At 45.4% G+C, this 14,509-nt stretch carries 14 protein-coding genes; all 14 read left to right on the forward strand.

Translation table 11 applies throughout. The annotated features are described in order from the left end of the window. Positions 1-264: 264 nt before the first annotated feature. Entirely contained in the window at positions 265-1,083 is an 819-nt protein-coding gene (locus tag CYL31_RS02505; protein ID WP_212917417.1) for a MurR/RpiR family transcriptional regulator, read from the forward strand. Positions 1,084-1,208: 125 nt separating this feature from the next. Further along, positions 1,209-2,411, forward strand: a complete 1,203-nt coding sequence (locus CYL31_RS02510) for an amidase (RefSeq protein WP_212917418.1) — start codon at positions 1,209-1,211, stop codon at positions 2,409-2,411. Positions 2,412-2,415: 4 nt separating this feature from the next. Continuing rightward, the gene (locus CYL31_RS02515) at positions 2,416-4,011 is read left to right on the forward strand and encodes a gamma-glutamyltransferase family protein (protein WP_212917419.1); all 1,596 of its coding nucleotides are present in this window, start codon (positions 2,416-2,418) and stop codon (positions 4,009-4,011) included. A 77-nt stretch (positions 4,012-4,088) separates the two neighbouring features. Further along, the gene (locus CYL31_RS02520; RefSeq protein WP_114413114.1) at positions 4,089-4,907 is read left to right on the forward strand and encodes a sulfite exporter TauE/SafE family protein; all 819 of its coding nucleotides are present in this window, start codon (positions 4,089-4,091) and stop codon (positions 4,905-4,907) included. Between the two features lie 9 nt (positions 4,908-4,916). After that, entirely contained in the window at positions 4,917-6,137 is a 1,221-nt protein-coding gene (locus CYL31_RS02525) for a pyridoxal-phosphate-dependent aminotransferase family protein (protein ID WP_212917420.1), read from the forward strand. Continuing rightward, positions 6,137-7,363, forward strand: a complete 1,227-nt coding sequence (locus tag CYL31_RS02530; protein ID WP_212917421.1) for an allantoate amidohydrolase — start codon at positions 6,137-6,139, stop codon at positions 7,361-7,363. The genes CYL31_RS02525 and CYL31_RS02530 overlap by 1 nt, the downstream gene beginning before the upstream one ends. A gap of 377 nt (positions 7,364-7,740) precedes the next feature. Next, positions 7,741-8,109 carry a cupin domain-containing protein gene (locus CYL31_RS02535; RefSeq protein ID WP_212917422.1) on the forward strand — a complete coding sequence of 123 codons (369 nt, stop codon included), beginning with the start codon at positions 7,741-7,743 and terminating at the stop codon, positions 8,107-8,109. Positions 8,110-8,415: 306 nt separating this feature from the next. Further along, positions 8,416-8,946 (forward strand): hypothetical protein, encoded by a 531-nt coding sequence (locus tag CYL31_RS02540; protein ID WP_100186081.1) that lies wholly within the window; start codon positions 8,416-8,418, stop codon positions 8,944-8,946. Continuing rightward, positions 8,946-9,470 carry a hypothetical protein gene (locus tag CYL31_RS02545; protein ID WP_212917423.1) on the forward strand — a complete coding sequence of 175 codons (525 nt, stop codon included), beginning with the start codon at positions 8,946-8,948 and terminating at the stop codon, positions 9,468-9,470. The genes CYL31_RS02540 and CYL31_RS02545 overlap by 1 nt, the downstream gene beginning before the upstream one ends. 357 nt (positions 9,471-9,827) lie before the next feature. After that, positions 9,828-10,772 (forward strand): ABC transporter substrate-binding protein, encoded by a 945-nt coding sequence (locus CYL31_RS02550; protein ID WP_212917424.1) that lies wholly within the window; start codon positions 9,828-9,830, stop codon positions 10,770-10,772. A 7-nt stretch (positions 10,773-10,779) separates the two neighbouring features. Continuing rightward, on the forward strand, positions 10,780-11,790 hold the full coding sequence (locus CYL31_RS02555) for a FecCD family ABC transporter permease (RefSeq protein ID WP_212917425.1): 1,011 nt from the start codon (positions 10,780-10,782) through the stop codon (positions 11,788-11,790). Then, complete coding sequence (locus CYL31_RS02560) at positions 11,783-12,814, forward strand: FecCD family ABC transporter permease (RefSeq protein WP_212917426.1); 1,032 nt, start codon at positions 11,783-11,785, stop codon at positions 12,812-12,814. Before CYL31_RS02555 ends, CYL31_RS02560 begins: the two co-directional genes overlap by 8 nt. A 30-nt stretch (positions 12,815-12,844) precedes the next feature. Then, positions 12,845-13,705 (forward strand): ABC transporter ATP-binding protein, encoded by an 861-nt coding sequence (locus CYL31_RS02565; RefSeq protein WP_249411673.1) that lies wholly within the window; start codon positions 12,845-12,847, stop codon positions 13,703-13,705. Further along, a complete protein-coding gene (locus CYL31_RS02570) occupies positions 13,698-14,504 on the forward strand; it encodes an IucA/IucC family C-terminal-domain containing protein (RefSeq protein ID WP_212917427.1) in 807 nt (268 codons plus the stop codon). Before CYL31_RS02565 ends, CYL31_RS02570 begins: the two co-directional genes overlap by 8 nt. The last annotated feature ends 5 nt before the right edge of the window (positions 14,505-14,509 follow it).

Here is a 14,509-nt window from a genome sequence, read left to right on the forward strand (position 1 = left end):
ACTATTGATTTATGTAACAAAACACTTCAAAGATGACTTGAAGCGCCTAGTAATCAAGTTCGATCATAAAAAGGGTTTGCTATGAAATGGGGAGGATTGGCTTTAATTCGTGCGCCAACATAGGGCGGTGATGATTTTTTGGTGCGTGATAGCTTTTTTTAGAGATCAAATCGTACAACAAGGTCTTTAAGCAATAATCTAAGTTGGCAGCTCAACGATAATCAATTACCGTAGAGCAAAATATCCCCGAATTGAGGTTAACACGTGGCTACAAAGCAGGATGTGCTATCCCTGATCGAGCAGACCTACCCGACTCTGTCTCCATCAGCGCGATCAATAGCGAACTATTTACAACAGAACCCTTTGGCGATTGTTAGTCAAACGTCGGCCGAGATTGCTGAAAACACCAACACGTCAAAAGCGACCGTGAGTCGTTTCTTTCGTCAGCTTGGCTACGATTCGCAACAAGGTGCGAAGCAAGCGCAATTAGCATTGCGCGAAAGTGGTGTACCGATTTTCACCCAAGGCTCGTCTTTGGATCAAACCGCACAAGAGCTAAAAAACCTATCGCTTACTTTTGAAGGCTTGCGACCTGAAACCCTTAACGAGATCAGCGAACGATTAGCCAAAGCAAGCCGAGTAACTCTGATCGGCTTTCGTAATGCTTATCCTTTGGCGTTGCATTTTCGACAGCAGTTGCAACAAGTGCGTCATTCTGTGCGTTTATTGCCACAGCCGGGTCAAACATTAGGGGAAGATCTACACGACATTCTCGACGATGAAGTGATTGTCTTACTGGGCTTTAGACGTCGCACTCGTCAATTCAAGCAAATCGTAGAAGCCTTGCAAGGTCGAAATACCATCTTGATCACAGATCCAACAGGCCAGGTTTATAACCAACAAGTATCTCACGTGCTGGTGTGTCACCTTGGTAACGAAAGTCCATTCGATAGTTACGCCGCACCGATGAGCCTGATCTCTATGTTGTGCAACCGAGTGTTTGGTTTTCTGGGCGATGCGGCGAGTCGTCAGACACAAGCAATTTCAGCTTTATATGAAGATTTGGATGAGCTAGAGCCATAATTTTTTGAAAGAAACTGACCCACACTGTTTGCGACACTTTTGCAGAAAAAAAAGATTTCTTTTTTGTTTCAGTTGACAGGGTGGTGAAACGATTGTTTCATATGTGCTAACCAAGTGGAGGACATATGAAACATTTCATGGTACAAAATCCCTTTCTTAACTTAAGTGAAACGACTTGGAACGATAGTTCATCAGCTAATCCTACTTTGCCACTGAGTGGTTTACGTTTGGCTGTGAAAGACTTGTTTCATATGGCTGGACTGCCAACTTCTGCTGGAAATCCTACTTGGCTTGCGACTCATCCTATTCCGATAAAAACATCTTCTAGCGTTGCCGCTTTGCTGAATGACGGCGCTATTTTTTGCGGTAAAACCATTACTGATGAGTTGGCTTATAGCCTAAATGGTCAAAATATTCATTACGGAACACCCTCAAATCCGGTGACACCAAATCGTCTCCCAGGCGGGTCGTCATCGGGTTCGGCGGTGGCTGTTTCAGCCGACTTTGCTGATATAGGATTAGGTACAGATACTGGTGGCTCGATTCGAGTGCCTGCTAGTTACAATGGTTTGTTTGGATTACGTCCGACCCATGGCGTGATTCCATCAGACAATATGGTCGCTCTTGCCCCATCTTTTGATACGGTAGGTTGGCTCACCAGAGACTTAGATACATTAGCGAAAACAGCTAGCGTTTTGCTTAAAAACAAACCACCGAAAGAATTTAATAACATCTTGATTGCTAAGAATTTAATTGATCAAGTTGCGCATGTGGATGAGTTGAAAAAACAGTTACAAACATGGCGTGAAAAAGGTCGGTTTTCAAGTGAATCTTCCATCGTCATCGATACCAAAGTGTGGAAAACTAGCGAGACATTTCGAACCTTACAAGGCGCAGAAATTTGGCACGAACATGGTAAATGGATCAAGAGTTTAGAAGATCTTGATGGTGTCGATGCCTCGGCGGTATTTGCACCAGATATTCAGTCACGTTTCGAATGGTGCCAAACCATTTCTTCAGCTGACGTTGCCGCAGCAAAACAGCAACGGCAGCGTTTTACTGATTGGTTAGAACATGAAATCGAAGATGCTGTGTTGATCATCCCAACCACGCCAGGTCTAGCGCCATTATTTGATGCGGCTGATGATGAACTCGCGGCCTATCGTAATCAGTTGATGGACATTACAGCCATTGCTGGACTAGCTGGTTTGCCGCAATTGCATCTGCCTGTTTGTACCTTACATGGTGCGCCATGTGGCTTGTCTTTAGTGAGTTCAAAAGGTACAGATTTGGCGCTAATTGAATTCGCAAAAACCTTAATGGAGTAGCGTCATGAAAAAGAACGAGATCGCTTTTACTGCGCCGCACTTTAAAGCCACAGAAACAGGGCAAAAAATCCTTAAACAAGGTGGCTCAGCGATAGAAGCCATGGTGGCGGCCGCGGCGACGATTGCCGTGGTGTATCCACACATGAATGGCTTGGGTGGCGATGGCTTTTGGTTGATCAGCGAGCCGGGAAAAACGCCAATTGGCATTGATGCTTCTGGTAAAGCGGCGCAATTGGCGACACTGGATTTTTATAAGGGCTATGACAGCATTCCAGCACGAAATGGCAAAGCGGCTGTTACTATGGCCGGTGCAGTAGCTGGTTGGCAAGAAGCACTTGCCGTGAGCCAAACTTGGCAAGCGGCCTCCAACGCACAAAACTTGCCGTTATCGACCTTGCTTGATGATGCTATTCAGTTAGCGAAAAACGGCAGTGAAGTGACGAAAACTTACGTTGATGCTAGTAAGAAAACGTTTGCCGACTTAGTCAGTGTTCAGGGTTTTGCGTCGTCGTTTTTAAAGAACGGGGGCATGTACGAACAAGGCGATACGTTGACCTTGCCAGTACTGGCCAAAACGCTGGAACAGTTAGCTGAAAAAGGCTTAGATGATTTTTATCACGGCGATATTGCCAAACGTTTGGCGAAAGATTTAGCTAGCGCAGGCTCGCCGATTCGCTTGGCAGATTTTGAATCTTATCAGGCAAAACGCGTTGCGCCTTTACAGGTTAAAATCAGTGTAGGCTCGCTGTATAACTTGCCCGCGCCGACGCAAGGCATCGCGTCTTTATTGATTTTGGCTTTGTATGACAAGCTTTATACCCAAGGTAAAACTGCAACAGACATGGCGCATTTGTTAATCGAATGCACCAAACAAGCCTTTATTGCTCGTAATCAATTTGTCACTGACGAGTCCCGTTTAGCAATGGATTTATCATCTTTATTGGATGACGAACAGTTAGAAAAAATGTGTCACGAAATTGCTTTAGAGCGTGCGCAACCTTGGCCTCATCAAGCCAAGCATGGCGACACGATTTGGATGGGGGCTTGTGACAGTGAAGGTCGCATGGTCAGTTATATTCAGAGCTTGTATTGGGAATTCGGTAGCGGTGTAGTCAGTCCTTCCACTGGTATTGTGTGGAACAACCGCGGCTCGTCGTTTTCTCTTGAAAAAGGCTCTTTGCAAGAGCTTGGACCGAACCTCAAACCTTTCCATACGCTGAATCCGGCGTTTGCTGAATTGAACGATGGCCGTCGTATGAGTTACGGCACTATGGGTGGCGAAGGCCAGCCGCAGACTCAAGCAGCTCTGTTCAGTCGTTATGTTTATCATCAAATGCCGTTGGATAAAGCTATCAGCGAAGGTCGTTGGTTGCTCGGTCGAACGTGGGGTGATGTTAGTCATAATTTAAAAGTCGAGCGCGATTTTGCAGATATTGCAGGTAATGAATTGGTGGCGCGTGGTCACGATTTGGTTATCGTCGACTCGCAAAATGAATTAATGGGTCACGCTGGTGCGGTTGTGCTTCATCCAGAGGGACATACCGATGCCGCGACGGATCCACGCAGTGATGGTTTGGCCATCGATAGCACTGATATTTAAAAGTAATGTTATTTAGAAACAGTCAGATTTAGTAACACTTTAGTTAGTAATTATCTCATTTAGGAGCGAACAGAAACATGTCATTCATAATGGAAAACTATTCCATGATTCTCGCCATGATGGCCACCGGTGTGGTTGGCGGTATTTTAGCCGGTTTGTTGGGTGTCGGCGGCGGTATCGTTATCGTGCCGGTGTTGTTTTTCTTGTATCAAGGCTTGGGTGTCAGTGCGGATACTGCCATGCTGGTGGCAACAGCGACGTCTCTAGCGACCATTATTCCGACCTCTATTAGTTCAATTCGTGCCCATAAAGCCAAAGGCAACGTGGATTTCGATCTGCTGAAGCGTTGGGGCTTTTTTATCTTTTTAGGCGTAATGATTGGCAGTTTTGTGGTGACTCGTGTTGATGGCGAATGGTTGACTCTGTTGTTCGGTATTATTGCGACTTTGTCGGCATTGAATATGTTGTTGGGCAAAAAAGACAGCATGTTCAAATCTTTACCGGGTAATGCTGGTCAAGGCGTGATGGCGACCTGTGTTGGTTTCTTCAGTTCTATGGTGGGTATTGGCGGCGGTACGTTAACCGTCCCTATGCTGACCTTCTGTAACTACCCTGCGCACCGTGCTGTCGGCACTGCGGCGGCAGTAGGCTTGATCATTTCCTTGCCAGCAGCCTTGACTATGCTGATCTTCGGACAAAGCCCAATTGACTCCCCTTACGGTACTGTCGGCTTGGTTAACTTGATTGGCGCAGCTTGTATCATTCCATTGACGGTTTTGTTTGCTCCTGTTGGCGCGGGATTAGCGCATCGCTTAGACGCAGCCAAATTGAAGAAAGTCTTCGCTGTCGTGTTGATTTTCACAGGCATCAAAATGCTTTATCAGGTTTTAGGTTAGGAGATCATTATGCAGCCGCTTTCATTACCTCCAAGATTATTAATGGGTCCAGGGCCAATTAACTGCTATCCACGCGTGTTGTCGGCTATGTCGACTCAGTTAGTGGGCCAATATGATCCGACCATGACCAGTTACATGAACGAAGTCATGGAGTTGTATCGTCGTGTTTTTAATACTCAGAATCAGCAAACCTTTTTGATAGATGGTACGTCTCGTGCGGGTATTGAAGCGGCTTTGGTGTCTTGTTTAGAGCCTGGCGATAAAGTGCTGATTCCTATCTTTGGTCGTTTTGGTCACTTGTTGGCTGAGATTTCTGAGCGCGCTGATGCGGAAGTTCACACCATCGAAGTGCCTTGGGGGGAAGTGTTTGATCCTCAGCAAATTGAAGACGCGATCAAGAAAGTACAGCCAAAATTATTGGCGATTGTACAAGGCGATACTTCGACCACCATGTTTCAGCCATTAGAAGAGCTAGGCGATATTTGTCGCGCTCACGATGTGTTGTTTTACACCGATGCTACGGCATCGATTGGTGGTAACCCGTTGGAAGTGGACGCGTGGAAAATCGACGCTGTGTCAGTGGGTTTGCAAAAATGTCTTGGCGGCCCATCAGGCAGTGCGCCAATTACATTGAGTGATCGCTTTGTGTCTTGTGTACGCAAACGCGCCCATGTGGAAGCGGGGATTCGCGATGCTCACCACCAAGGTTCGTCTGGTATGCGTATTCGTTCTAACTACTTTGATTTGCCTATGATCATGGATTATTGGGGCGATGAACGTTTGAACCACCATACGGAAGCGGCAACCATGTTATTTGGCTCTCGTGAGTGTGCGATTCAGCTACTTAGCGAAGGTCAAGATGCGGTGATTCAACGTCATCAGTTGGCTGGCAACGCCATGCTGCAAGGTGTTATCGCTATGGGCTTACAGCCATTTGGTAACTTGAAACACAAAATGACCAACGTAGTGGGCGTACATATTCCTGACAACGTCGATGGAGAACAAATTCGCCATGATTTGCTAAACATTTTTAATATCGAAATCGGTACTAGCTTTGGCCCATTAAAAGGCAAGGTGTGGCGTATTGGCACCATGGGTTACAACGCTCGCCAAGACGCTGTTTTGCATACCTTGCAGTCGCTAGAAACCGTACTTCGTCGTGCTGGTTTTGCGTTACCAGCCGGCGCTGCGGTAGACGCGGCCATGTCGGTTTACGCAGGAGAAAGATAATGACAGATTACGGCAAACTCGCTCAGTTGGTCATGGACCGCTGTGACGAACTTGGCAAAATCAGTCAAAGCGACGATTGCCTAGATCGTCGTTATCTCACCAAGGAACACAAACAAGCCAATGGACTGGTGGGCGGCTGGATGCAAGAAGCAGGTATGCACACTTGGCAGGACGAAGCAGGTAATCTATGGGGACGTTGGCAAGCAGACGACCCTGATGCACCGCGATTTATCATGGGCAGCCATTTGGATACGGTGCCAAACGGTGGTCAATACGATGGCATGTTGGGTGTGATTACACCTGTTACCTTGATCGCAGCGATGCAAGCCGCGGGTGTTCGTTTGCCGTTTCACCTAGATGTGGTGGGATTTGGTGACGAGGAGGGCACGCGTTTCAGCTCTACCTTGCTGGGCAGTCGTGCTCTAACGGGTCAATGGCCTGCAAGCTGGGCCGATGTGAAAGACAGCGATGGCATCAGCTTATCGCAAGCACTGAAAGACTTTGGTTCGGACTTTGCGAGTATTCCCAATGCGGCCATCTCAACCGATAACTTACTTGGTTACCTTGAACTGCATATTGAACAAGGACCAGTGCTAGAAGACTTGGATTTACCTGTTGGCGTGGTCAGTGCCATCGCCGGGGCAAAGCGCTTTGAATTTAATATTACCGGCATGGCAGGACACGCGGGCACAGTGCCAATGAATCTGCGCCAAGATGCCCTTTGTGCCAGCAGTGAAATGATTCTTGCTGTAGAAAGAGTTGCTCAAAATCATGGCATTGTTGCTACAGTCGGCCGCATTCAAAATCGTCCCAATGGCGTGAATGTGATTTCTGGCAACACGGGATTTTCCCTCGATATTCGCAGCGAATTTGATGATAAACGCGATGTAGCGCTCGATGAAATATTGCTTGAATTAGAAGCCATTGCTGCACGTCGTAATGTACGTATTGAGCGTAAAGCGACCCATGCCGCCAACGCCGTGCATTGTGATGAAAAGCTACAAAGCGTGCTACGCAATGCGATTGAAGTACAAAATATTCCCGTTCACACCTTGTTCTCTGGTGCGGGACACGACGCTATGGCGATTGCCGACATTTGCCCTGTGGCTATGTTGTTTATGCGTTGCGAGAAAGGCATTAGCCATCATCCAGCGGAAGCGATTGATACGCCAGATGTAGCCGTGACCTTGGCGGTGTTGAGCCATGCGATACAGAATTTGGTGTAACGCCTCGCTCCTGTTGTACTGAACCCAGTATCACGCTTTACTCCCCGAGCAAGCTCGAAGAATCGCTCTAGCGTGATTCTGGATGCAGTTTGTGATGGGCGGTTGAAGAATCGCTTTCACGTTATGCTGGGAAGCTAGCCTTCTTCGGTTAAAAGCTTTCATGCGTTTAATTGGCGTTGACGTGTCGAGGAACGAGACAATACGCAAGCCAATTGAATTGCATGGACGCTTATGATGACGGTAAACGAGCAAGTATGAATACGCGGGTAAAAGTTTCCATGTGCTTAATGGGTGTTGACGTGTCGAGGAACGAGACAATACGCAAGCCAATTGAATTGCATGAACGCTTATTATGAAGGTCAATAAAGAGGTATTCGATGAAATTTACACGCATTTTTAACGATGATCAGGGAAAAAGCCATTTCGGTGATTTGAATATTGATGTCCGTGATGGTGGCCCCATTGGTTTCTTGTCGGAGCGTTTTCCAGCGGGTGAGATGATTTTTCGTGAGACTCCAAGCGATTACGATTTCAAATGGCATCCAGCGCCACAGCGCCAGCTTTTGTTCATCATCAAAGGCCGTTGCGAGTTCATGGTATCGTCCGGTGAAACCCGCCAATTTGGCGCGGGCGATGTTGTGTTGTTAGAAGACATAGAAGGCGAAGGCCATTGCAGTAAGGCATTATTCAACGAAGTCAGACACTCGATTTTTGTGACTTTGCCAGATGATGTGGTGTTTGGCTAAATCTAATATCCGTTTCTTAAAGTATGTCCTTGTTTTAAGACTTACACCTAAGCATAGTGAGGCCGTTAAGTTTGCCCTTATGTGACCAGTTTCCTCGCCAGTAATTACCTGAAAAATGTTTAGTAGTGACAATCGCCTACTTACTTGTATCTGAGTAAGAGGTTGATGCAAGCTTCGTTATCCTAATGGTAGAGATTTCAATAGTGGGTTATAAACTGAGGCTAAATTGAGTTCGCGGACAGTATAGTTTTAGGTTTAGCTCGTGACAGATATATGCATCCCCTCTAATGTTTGGATTTATTAATTATGCAATTAGCTCGGCTGAGTAATTTAAAACATTTTTTATGGCTCACTATCTTACCTTTGGTGGGTTGCACTTCTCACGAACACTTTAATCGGCCTTATTCTGATCAGTCTGGGGCTAAGGTTGTTCCATCATGGTGTCATAATAGAGTTGGACCTGAGGAGTTATTGTTATTCTTTTTGGGCGAGACTAAGGTAGAGGTTACTTTGCTCTCTGATAAAGAGAGTCAAACATTACTTGTCCATACTAGCTCTAAAAAGTCTCATTCTGTCATTAGTGATCAATTCTCAATACTTCAGGATGGAAACGAAGCAAAAATTTTAGAGGTTAAGGAATCGGATTCTTCATACTTTCATTCAGTTGTTCCTGACAGTTTTTATTTTAGCGACATCAGCATTAAAGCCTCAGGTGATTATAAAGAAGCCTTCACTCTACAAGGTTTAGAGATTGTCATAAACGGGGTGGCATACCCAATTGAAAACATTACTTTTAAGAAGGACGAGGATGTCTTCCTTAATCCGTGGAATTGCTAATGAAAAAATCACTAATGCTTGCCTTGATGGCTTTGTTATTGGCCGCTTGCGGCACTCGAGTTTCATTTGAAAAAAGTGGAGAAGAGAAAAGCTGCCAAATTATAGGTGAAAAAAGCAACGCGATGACCATCTTGTGTGATGAATCTACTATATCTATAAGTAGTAGTTATACTCGAGTCGAGAGAGTGAAGAGCTTTGTTCCTTTCATGCCTACCAAAAGAGAAACTTGGGTAATTTCATTGATTATTGGTGTGAGATCAACGGATTCTGCCCCACTGGTTATGAATAGCCAGACTATGACGATCGATCAACCAAGTCGTTTACAAACACCTATCTTTCTTGAGTCAGAAAGCTATATCAAGACAACAAAGTCTAAAATTGTGGTTGAACAAGAAGTGCAAAAAGTCTTTGAAATAGAGATTGATAAAGTTGCTCCTTTTGTTCTTAGTGGTTTGGAAATACGTGTAGGTGATCAAAAATATAACTTTAATGGGATTCGTATTTTACCTTCAAGGCAGTTTTAATTTTTTTTAGTGAAGGTTTGTATGACTGTAGTTGCTGTTATTAAAGATATACCCTTTCAAAGTCAGTTTTATCAAATTTCTATGTTGGGCACCCAGCCACACATGTTTCTTGATTTAGTTAGTTTCTTACCACGAGGCTTTACGGAGTATGGAAATTTAGACAATGCTTGCTTGATCCATATGAAAGGACATGTATAAAGCTGAATTTTTTAGTAATTCTTAAAAGCCTGAATCGAATGATTCAGGCTTTTTTATTGTATTTCATTTGGTCTTTTACACCGTGCTTAATGTTTATGAGGATGATAATTGTTATTATAACGATCTGTTAAAAAGAACAATTCAAGGAAGCTCCTTAAGATGCAGGTAAACCGAGTAAGAAAATTGGCATTTCTGCTAATAGCATTTTTGCTGATTTTAGTTCCAGTCAATCAGGTGATGGCGTCAGAAACAAAGACGATTATTCATGCGATGGGCAGCACTGAAGTGCCTAAAAAAGTCTTACGTGTGGTGACTTTGTTCCAAGGAGCAACCGATTCTGTGGTGGCGTTAGGTGTGACGCCTGTCGGTGTGGTGGATTCTTGGGCGCAGCAGCCAACCTATGAATATTTGCGAGATGCTTTAAAAGGCGTTGCTCATGTCGGGTTGGAAACTCAACCGAACCTTGAGGCTATTGTGGCGTTAAAGCCAGATTTGATTATTGGCACCAAGTATCGCCATGAAAAGATCTATCGTCAATTGTCCCAAATCGCACCCACTGTGATGGCTGAGGATGTGTATGACTTTAAAACCACTTTGGATTTAACCGCTGAGGCGTTGAACAAACCAGAGAAAGGTAAGCAGGTTTGGGACGATTTTCAGCAGCGCATTACGAACTTCCGTAATGTCATTAAAAAGCGCGAGGCTAACTGGCCATTAACCGCAGCGATTTTAAATATTCGCGCCGATCATTTGCGTCTGTATTTGAATCAAAGCTTTCCAGGCGTGGTGTTGAAGGAGATAGGTTTTAAATTTCCGTTGCCAAATGAAAATGGTTGGGGTGTGAAGCTGAAAACTAAAGAAGCCTTACCTAGCGTGAATGCGGATGTGTTCTTTGTCATTTTACATTCCAATGATGCTGCCGTTAGACAAAACTATGATGCATGGCGTGCGCATCCGTTATGGAAAATGCTCACCGCCCCTAAAAACCAGCAAGTGTATGAAGTAGATAATGTGGCTTGGTTGTTGTCTGGTGGGATTCTGGGCGCTGAGAAAATACTAGACCAGCTATACCAAATCTATAACTTACCTCAAGTCGATCACTAGAGCGTTTATGGTCTTACTCAGTAGCCGCACTTTTAAATGGAGCCTTCTTGCTCTGTCTATTTTATGCCTGGTGGTCTCTTTAATGGGGAGCGTAGCCTATGGCCAGTATGTTGTTTCAATGAAATCAGTTTGGACGGCGTTTTGGGCATACGATCCTCAATCTATTGATCACGTTATTATCCGCACTACGCGTTTATCGCGCGCTCTTGTTGCTTGTTTAGTTGGCTCGGCGTTGGCGGTGGCTGGCGTTTTAATGCAAGCCTTAACGCGTAATCCGTTGGCTTCGCCGTCTATTTTTGGTGTTAACGCGGGTGCCGTGTTTGCCATTGTTTTGTTTTCCACCTTCTTTTCGGTGACTTCCCTGAATACGTTTTTGTGGCTAGCTTTTTTAGGGGCAAGCGTGGCTGGCGCCTTGGTGTATGGCTTGGGCAGTTTAGGCAAAGACGGCTTGTCTCCAGTGCGTATTGTGTTGTCTGGTGCGGCGATTTCGGCGCTCTTCATGGCTTTTACTCAAGGCATTTTGGTGATTGGTCAAGAAGGCTTAGACAGTGTGTTGTTTTGGGTAGCTGGCTCTGTATCTGGTCGTGATTTGTCTATGGTGATGCCATTAGCGCCCGCTTTTGTTGCTGGTATTGTGTTGGCGATACTGGCGGCACCGCAGATTAATATTTTATTGTCCGGTGACGATATTGCTAAAGGATTAGGACAGAACACAGTTTTAATCAAGGTTGTACTGAGTTTGCTAATTATTGGCTTAGCGGGCGGCTCGGTCGCACTGGGCGGCAGTATTGGTTTTATCGGTTTGATGGTGCCACATATGGTGCGATCAGTGGTGGGTTATGATCATAAATGGCTTATTCCGTTAAGTGCTTTGTGGGGCGCTATTTTGTTGTTGTGTGCCGATGTGATTAGCCGTTTTGTGATTATGCCAGAAGAGGTGCCCATTGGTGTGACGACAGCGATTTTGGGCGCGCCTTTCTTTATTTATTTGGCACGTAAAGGAGGCAAACGTGAGTAAGTCTTTTAGCGTTCGTCATCGATTTTTCTCTTTCTCGACCCCTGTTCGCTCTTTGTGGTCGATGCTCGCGCTCTTTGCTTTCTTTCTCGCTGTTCTGTTGTTTTCTCTGTGCCTAGGCGAGGAGTTCGTAGCTCTGCCGCGTGTGCTTCAGGCTCTGCTTGGTCATGGTGATCAGGGAACTCAGTTTGTGGTAGAAACCTTGCGTTTGCCAAGGGTGCTGATGGCGGCCATGGTGGGCGCTGCGTTGGCGTCGTCTGGGTTAGTACTGCAATCCATGATACGTAATCCGTTAGCGTCACCAGATATTATCGGCATTACTGGCGGTGCTTCCGCTGCGGCCGTGTGTTTTCTATCATTTTTCGCAACGGTAATCGGCCTAGTTTGGTTGCCTGTTTTTGCCATTGCGGGCGCTTTGTTGGCGGCTTTGTTGATTTATGCTCTTGCTTGGAATAGTGGCGTGACACCGATGCGGTTGGTATTAGTTGGTATTGGCATTTCTTCGGCAATGGGGGCGGTGACGACCTTTGTCATTGCCGCGAGCCCACTTTCTACCAGCATTACCGCGTATATCTGGCTAACGGGCAGTGTGTATGGCGCGAGTTGGGTTGAGGTGAAAGCTTTGTTGCCGTGGTTGTTGGTTTCATGGCCCTTGGCGTTTTATTTAGCGCGCCGAGTGAATACTCAAGAATTGGGCGATCAATTGGCAACTGGGTTGGGTATATCCGTGCAAGGTTTGCGTTTGGCTTTGTTATTTTTAAGCGTGATTATGGCTGCGCCGGCGATTGCTTATGCTGGGGCGGTGGGTTTTGTTGGCTTGATAGCGCCACACATTGCTAGGCGTCTTGTTGCGCGGAGTTTTGCGCTTTTGTTGCCAACTTCTGCATTGGTTGGCGCTTGTTTGGTGATGTTGGCTGATCTTTGTGGTCGCTTGCTATTTCAGCCTTTGGATATTCCGGCTGGTGTGTTTGTGTCTGCTATTGGTGCACCATTCTTTATTTATTTACTCTATCGGCAGCGTTTCTGAGTCGGTTAGCCATATTGGGATTTTTTAATCATGAGTTTGTCTGAACATTCTTTAGTAGACGATAATTTATTCGCTCAAAGCCCATTAAAAAGTGTGGCGCTGTCTTTAGGTTATGAGAAAAAAACCATTATTAAATCGTTGGATTTAGTTATTGAATCTAAGCAAATCACTGTGTTGGTGGGCGGCAATGGTTGTGGTAAATCTACCTTACTGAAGTCGTTTGCTCGATTATTGAAGCCTTCGGCTGGTCAGATCCTGCTGAATGGCGCTGATATTCATTCCTTGTCTGGAAAAGACGTGGCTCGCAAGCTGGCTATTCTTCCGCAAGGTCCTGTTGCGCCAGAGGGTTTGACGGTTGAGCTGTTGGTTCGTCAGGGCCGTTATCCGCATCAAAATTGGCTACAAAGCTGGACTGAAGACGACGAACGGTTAGTTCGTAAAGCCTTGCAAGACACCAATATGACCGAGTTTGCTGATCGTTCCATTGATGCTTTATCTGGCGGCCAGAGACAGCGAGCTTGGATTGCCATGGCGCTAGCACAGAACACCGATATTTTGCTATTGGACGAGCCGACAACCTATTTGGATTTAACCCATCAGATAGAAATTCTAGACTTATTGTTTGAGCTTAATTTGACCCAGAATACGACTATTTTAATGGTGTTGCATGATTTGAATCTGGCTGCTCGTTACGCCCACAAAATGATTGCCATTAAAGACGGCACGGTTTTTTGCCAAGGCGCACCAGAGGCGATTTTAGATCATGATATGGTGAAAGCGGTATTTGATATGGAATGCCATATCAGTGCCGATCCCCTGTTTGGTACGCCAATGTGCATTCCTTATGGAAAAGGGCGCAAGCTCGACTCTCAGGCGGTTGAGCATGTTTAAACAAGACAATAAGCATGAGCTTCTTACCGACGAGTGGGAAGTGTTGGCGGCATTTGGGCTTAAGTTCTATCAACAAGACGAGCCACTTGCCATCGATTCTAGTAAGTTATTGGATGATGTCTTGTGTTTTGAAACACTACAAAAAATCATGCCAGAACTCGGCGCTCCAAATCTGAAAGTAACGGCGTCTTTAGTAATCAAGCGTGTGGCATTTCTCACTCTTGCGCCTGTTTTATATGCTATGTCGAGTTTTGATAAAGGCCTTGATGCTTCAATAGAAAACAGTGTCTTTGAATATCCGCTCGAAAACCGCATATGGCAATCTAAGATGCCATTAAAAGACACATCTGTGTCGGTTTGGAAAAGTTCGGATAAAGAAAGTCGAGAAGTTTGGCGAAATGAGATTCTAGGTAAGGTGTTTGCTGGACATCTAACCTTATTGGTCGAGAAATTTTACCACTTAACAAAAGTGTCGCGGCGCGTTCTCTGGGAAAACATCGCAGTGCGGGTTTTTAGCATTTACGAGCAGCGTATTCTTACTAATATTGCTGAAGAGAAAAGAGTGATAGCGGAAGCGGATTACGCGTATTTGCTTGATAAAACCTCGACACAATTATTTGGTTTAGAAGAAAATCCTTTGACGGTTTTTTATCGAGATAAGCAGTTAACGGCACTATCGGAAAATCCTGTTCGTGTTCGATGCACCTGTTGTTTTTACTACCAAGCTACTGAGCCCCCAGTCTATTGTGGTTCTTGTCCTTTGCCTCTAAAGAAAGCTAACTCTTCTCTTAAAAAATAAGAGAA

The organism is Marinomonas sp. A3A, assembly GCF_018336955.1.
Classification (GTDB): domain Bacteria; phylum Pseudomonadota; class Gammaproteobacteria; order Pseudomonadales; family Marinomonadaceae; genus Marinomonas; species Marinomonas lutimaris.

Coding starts and splice junctions, on each gene's coding strand:
- CYL31_RS02510 (WP_212917418.1), top strand. CDS start 1,209: ATGAAACATTTCATGGTACAAAATCCCTTTCTTAACTTAAGTGAAACG.
- CYL31_RS02515 (WP_212917419.1), top strand. CDS start 2,416: ATGAAAAAGAACGAGATCGCTTTTACTGCGCCGCACTTTAAAGCCACA.
- CYL31_RS02520 (WP_114413114.1), top strand. CDS start 4,089: ATGTCATTCATAATGGAAAACTATTCCATGATTCTCGCCATGATGGCC.
- CYL31_RS02525 (WP_212917420.1), top strand. CDS start 4,917: ATGCAGCCGCTTTCATTACCTCCAAGATTATTAATGGGTCCAGGGCCA.
- CYL31_RS02530 (WP_212917421.1), top strand. CDS start 6,137: ATGACAGATTACGGCAAACTCGCTCAGTTGGTCATGGACCGCTGTGAC.
- CYL31_RS02535 (WP_212917422.1), top strand. CDS start 7,741: ATGAAATTTACACGCATTTTTAACGATGATCAGGGAAAAAGCCATTTC.
- CYL31_RS02540 (WP_100186081.1), top strand. CDS start 8,416: ATGCAATTAGCTCGGCTGAGTAATTTAAAACATTTTTTATGGCTCACT.
- CYL31_RS02545 (WP_212917423.1), top strand. CDS start 8,946: ATGAAAAAATCACTAATGCTTGCCTTGATGGCTTTGTTATTGGCCGCT.
- CYL31_RS02550 (WP_212917424.1), top strand. CDS start 9,828: ATGCAGGTAAACCGAGTAAGAAAATTGGCATTTCTGCTAATAGCATTT.
- CYL31_RS02555 (WP_212917425.1), top strand. CDS start 10,780: ATGGTCTTACTCAGTAGCCGCACTTTTAAATGGAGCCTTCTTGCTCTG.
- CYL31_RS02565 (WP_249411673.1), top strand. CDS start 12,845: ATGAGTTTGTCTGAACATTCTTTAGTAGACGATAATTTATTCGCTCAA.
- CYL31_RS02570 (WP_212917427.1), top strand. CDS start 13,698: ATGTTTAAACAAGACAATAAGCATGAGCTTCTTACCGACGAGTGGGAA.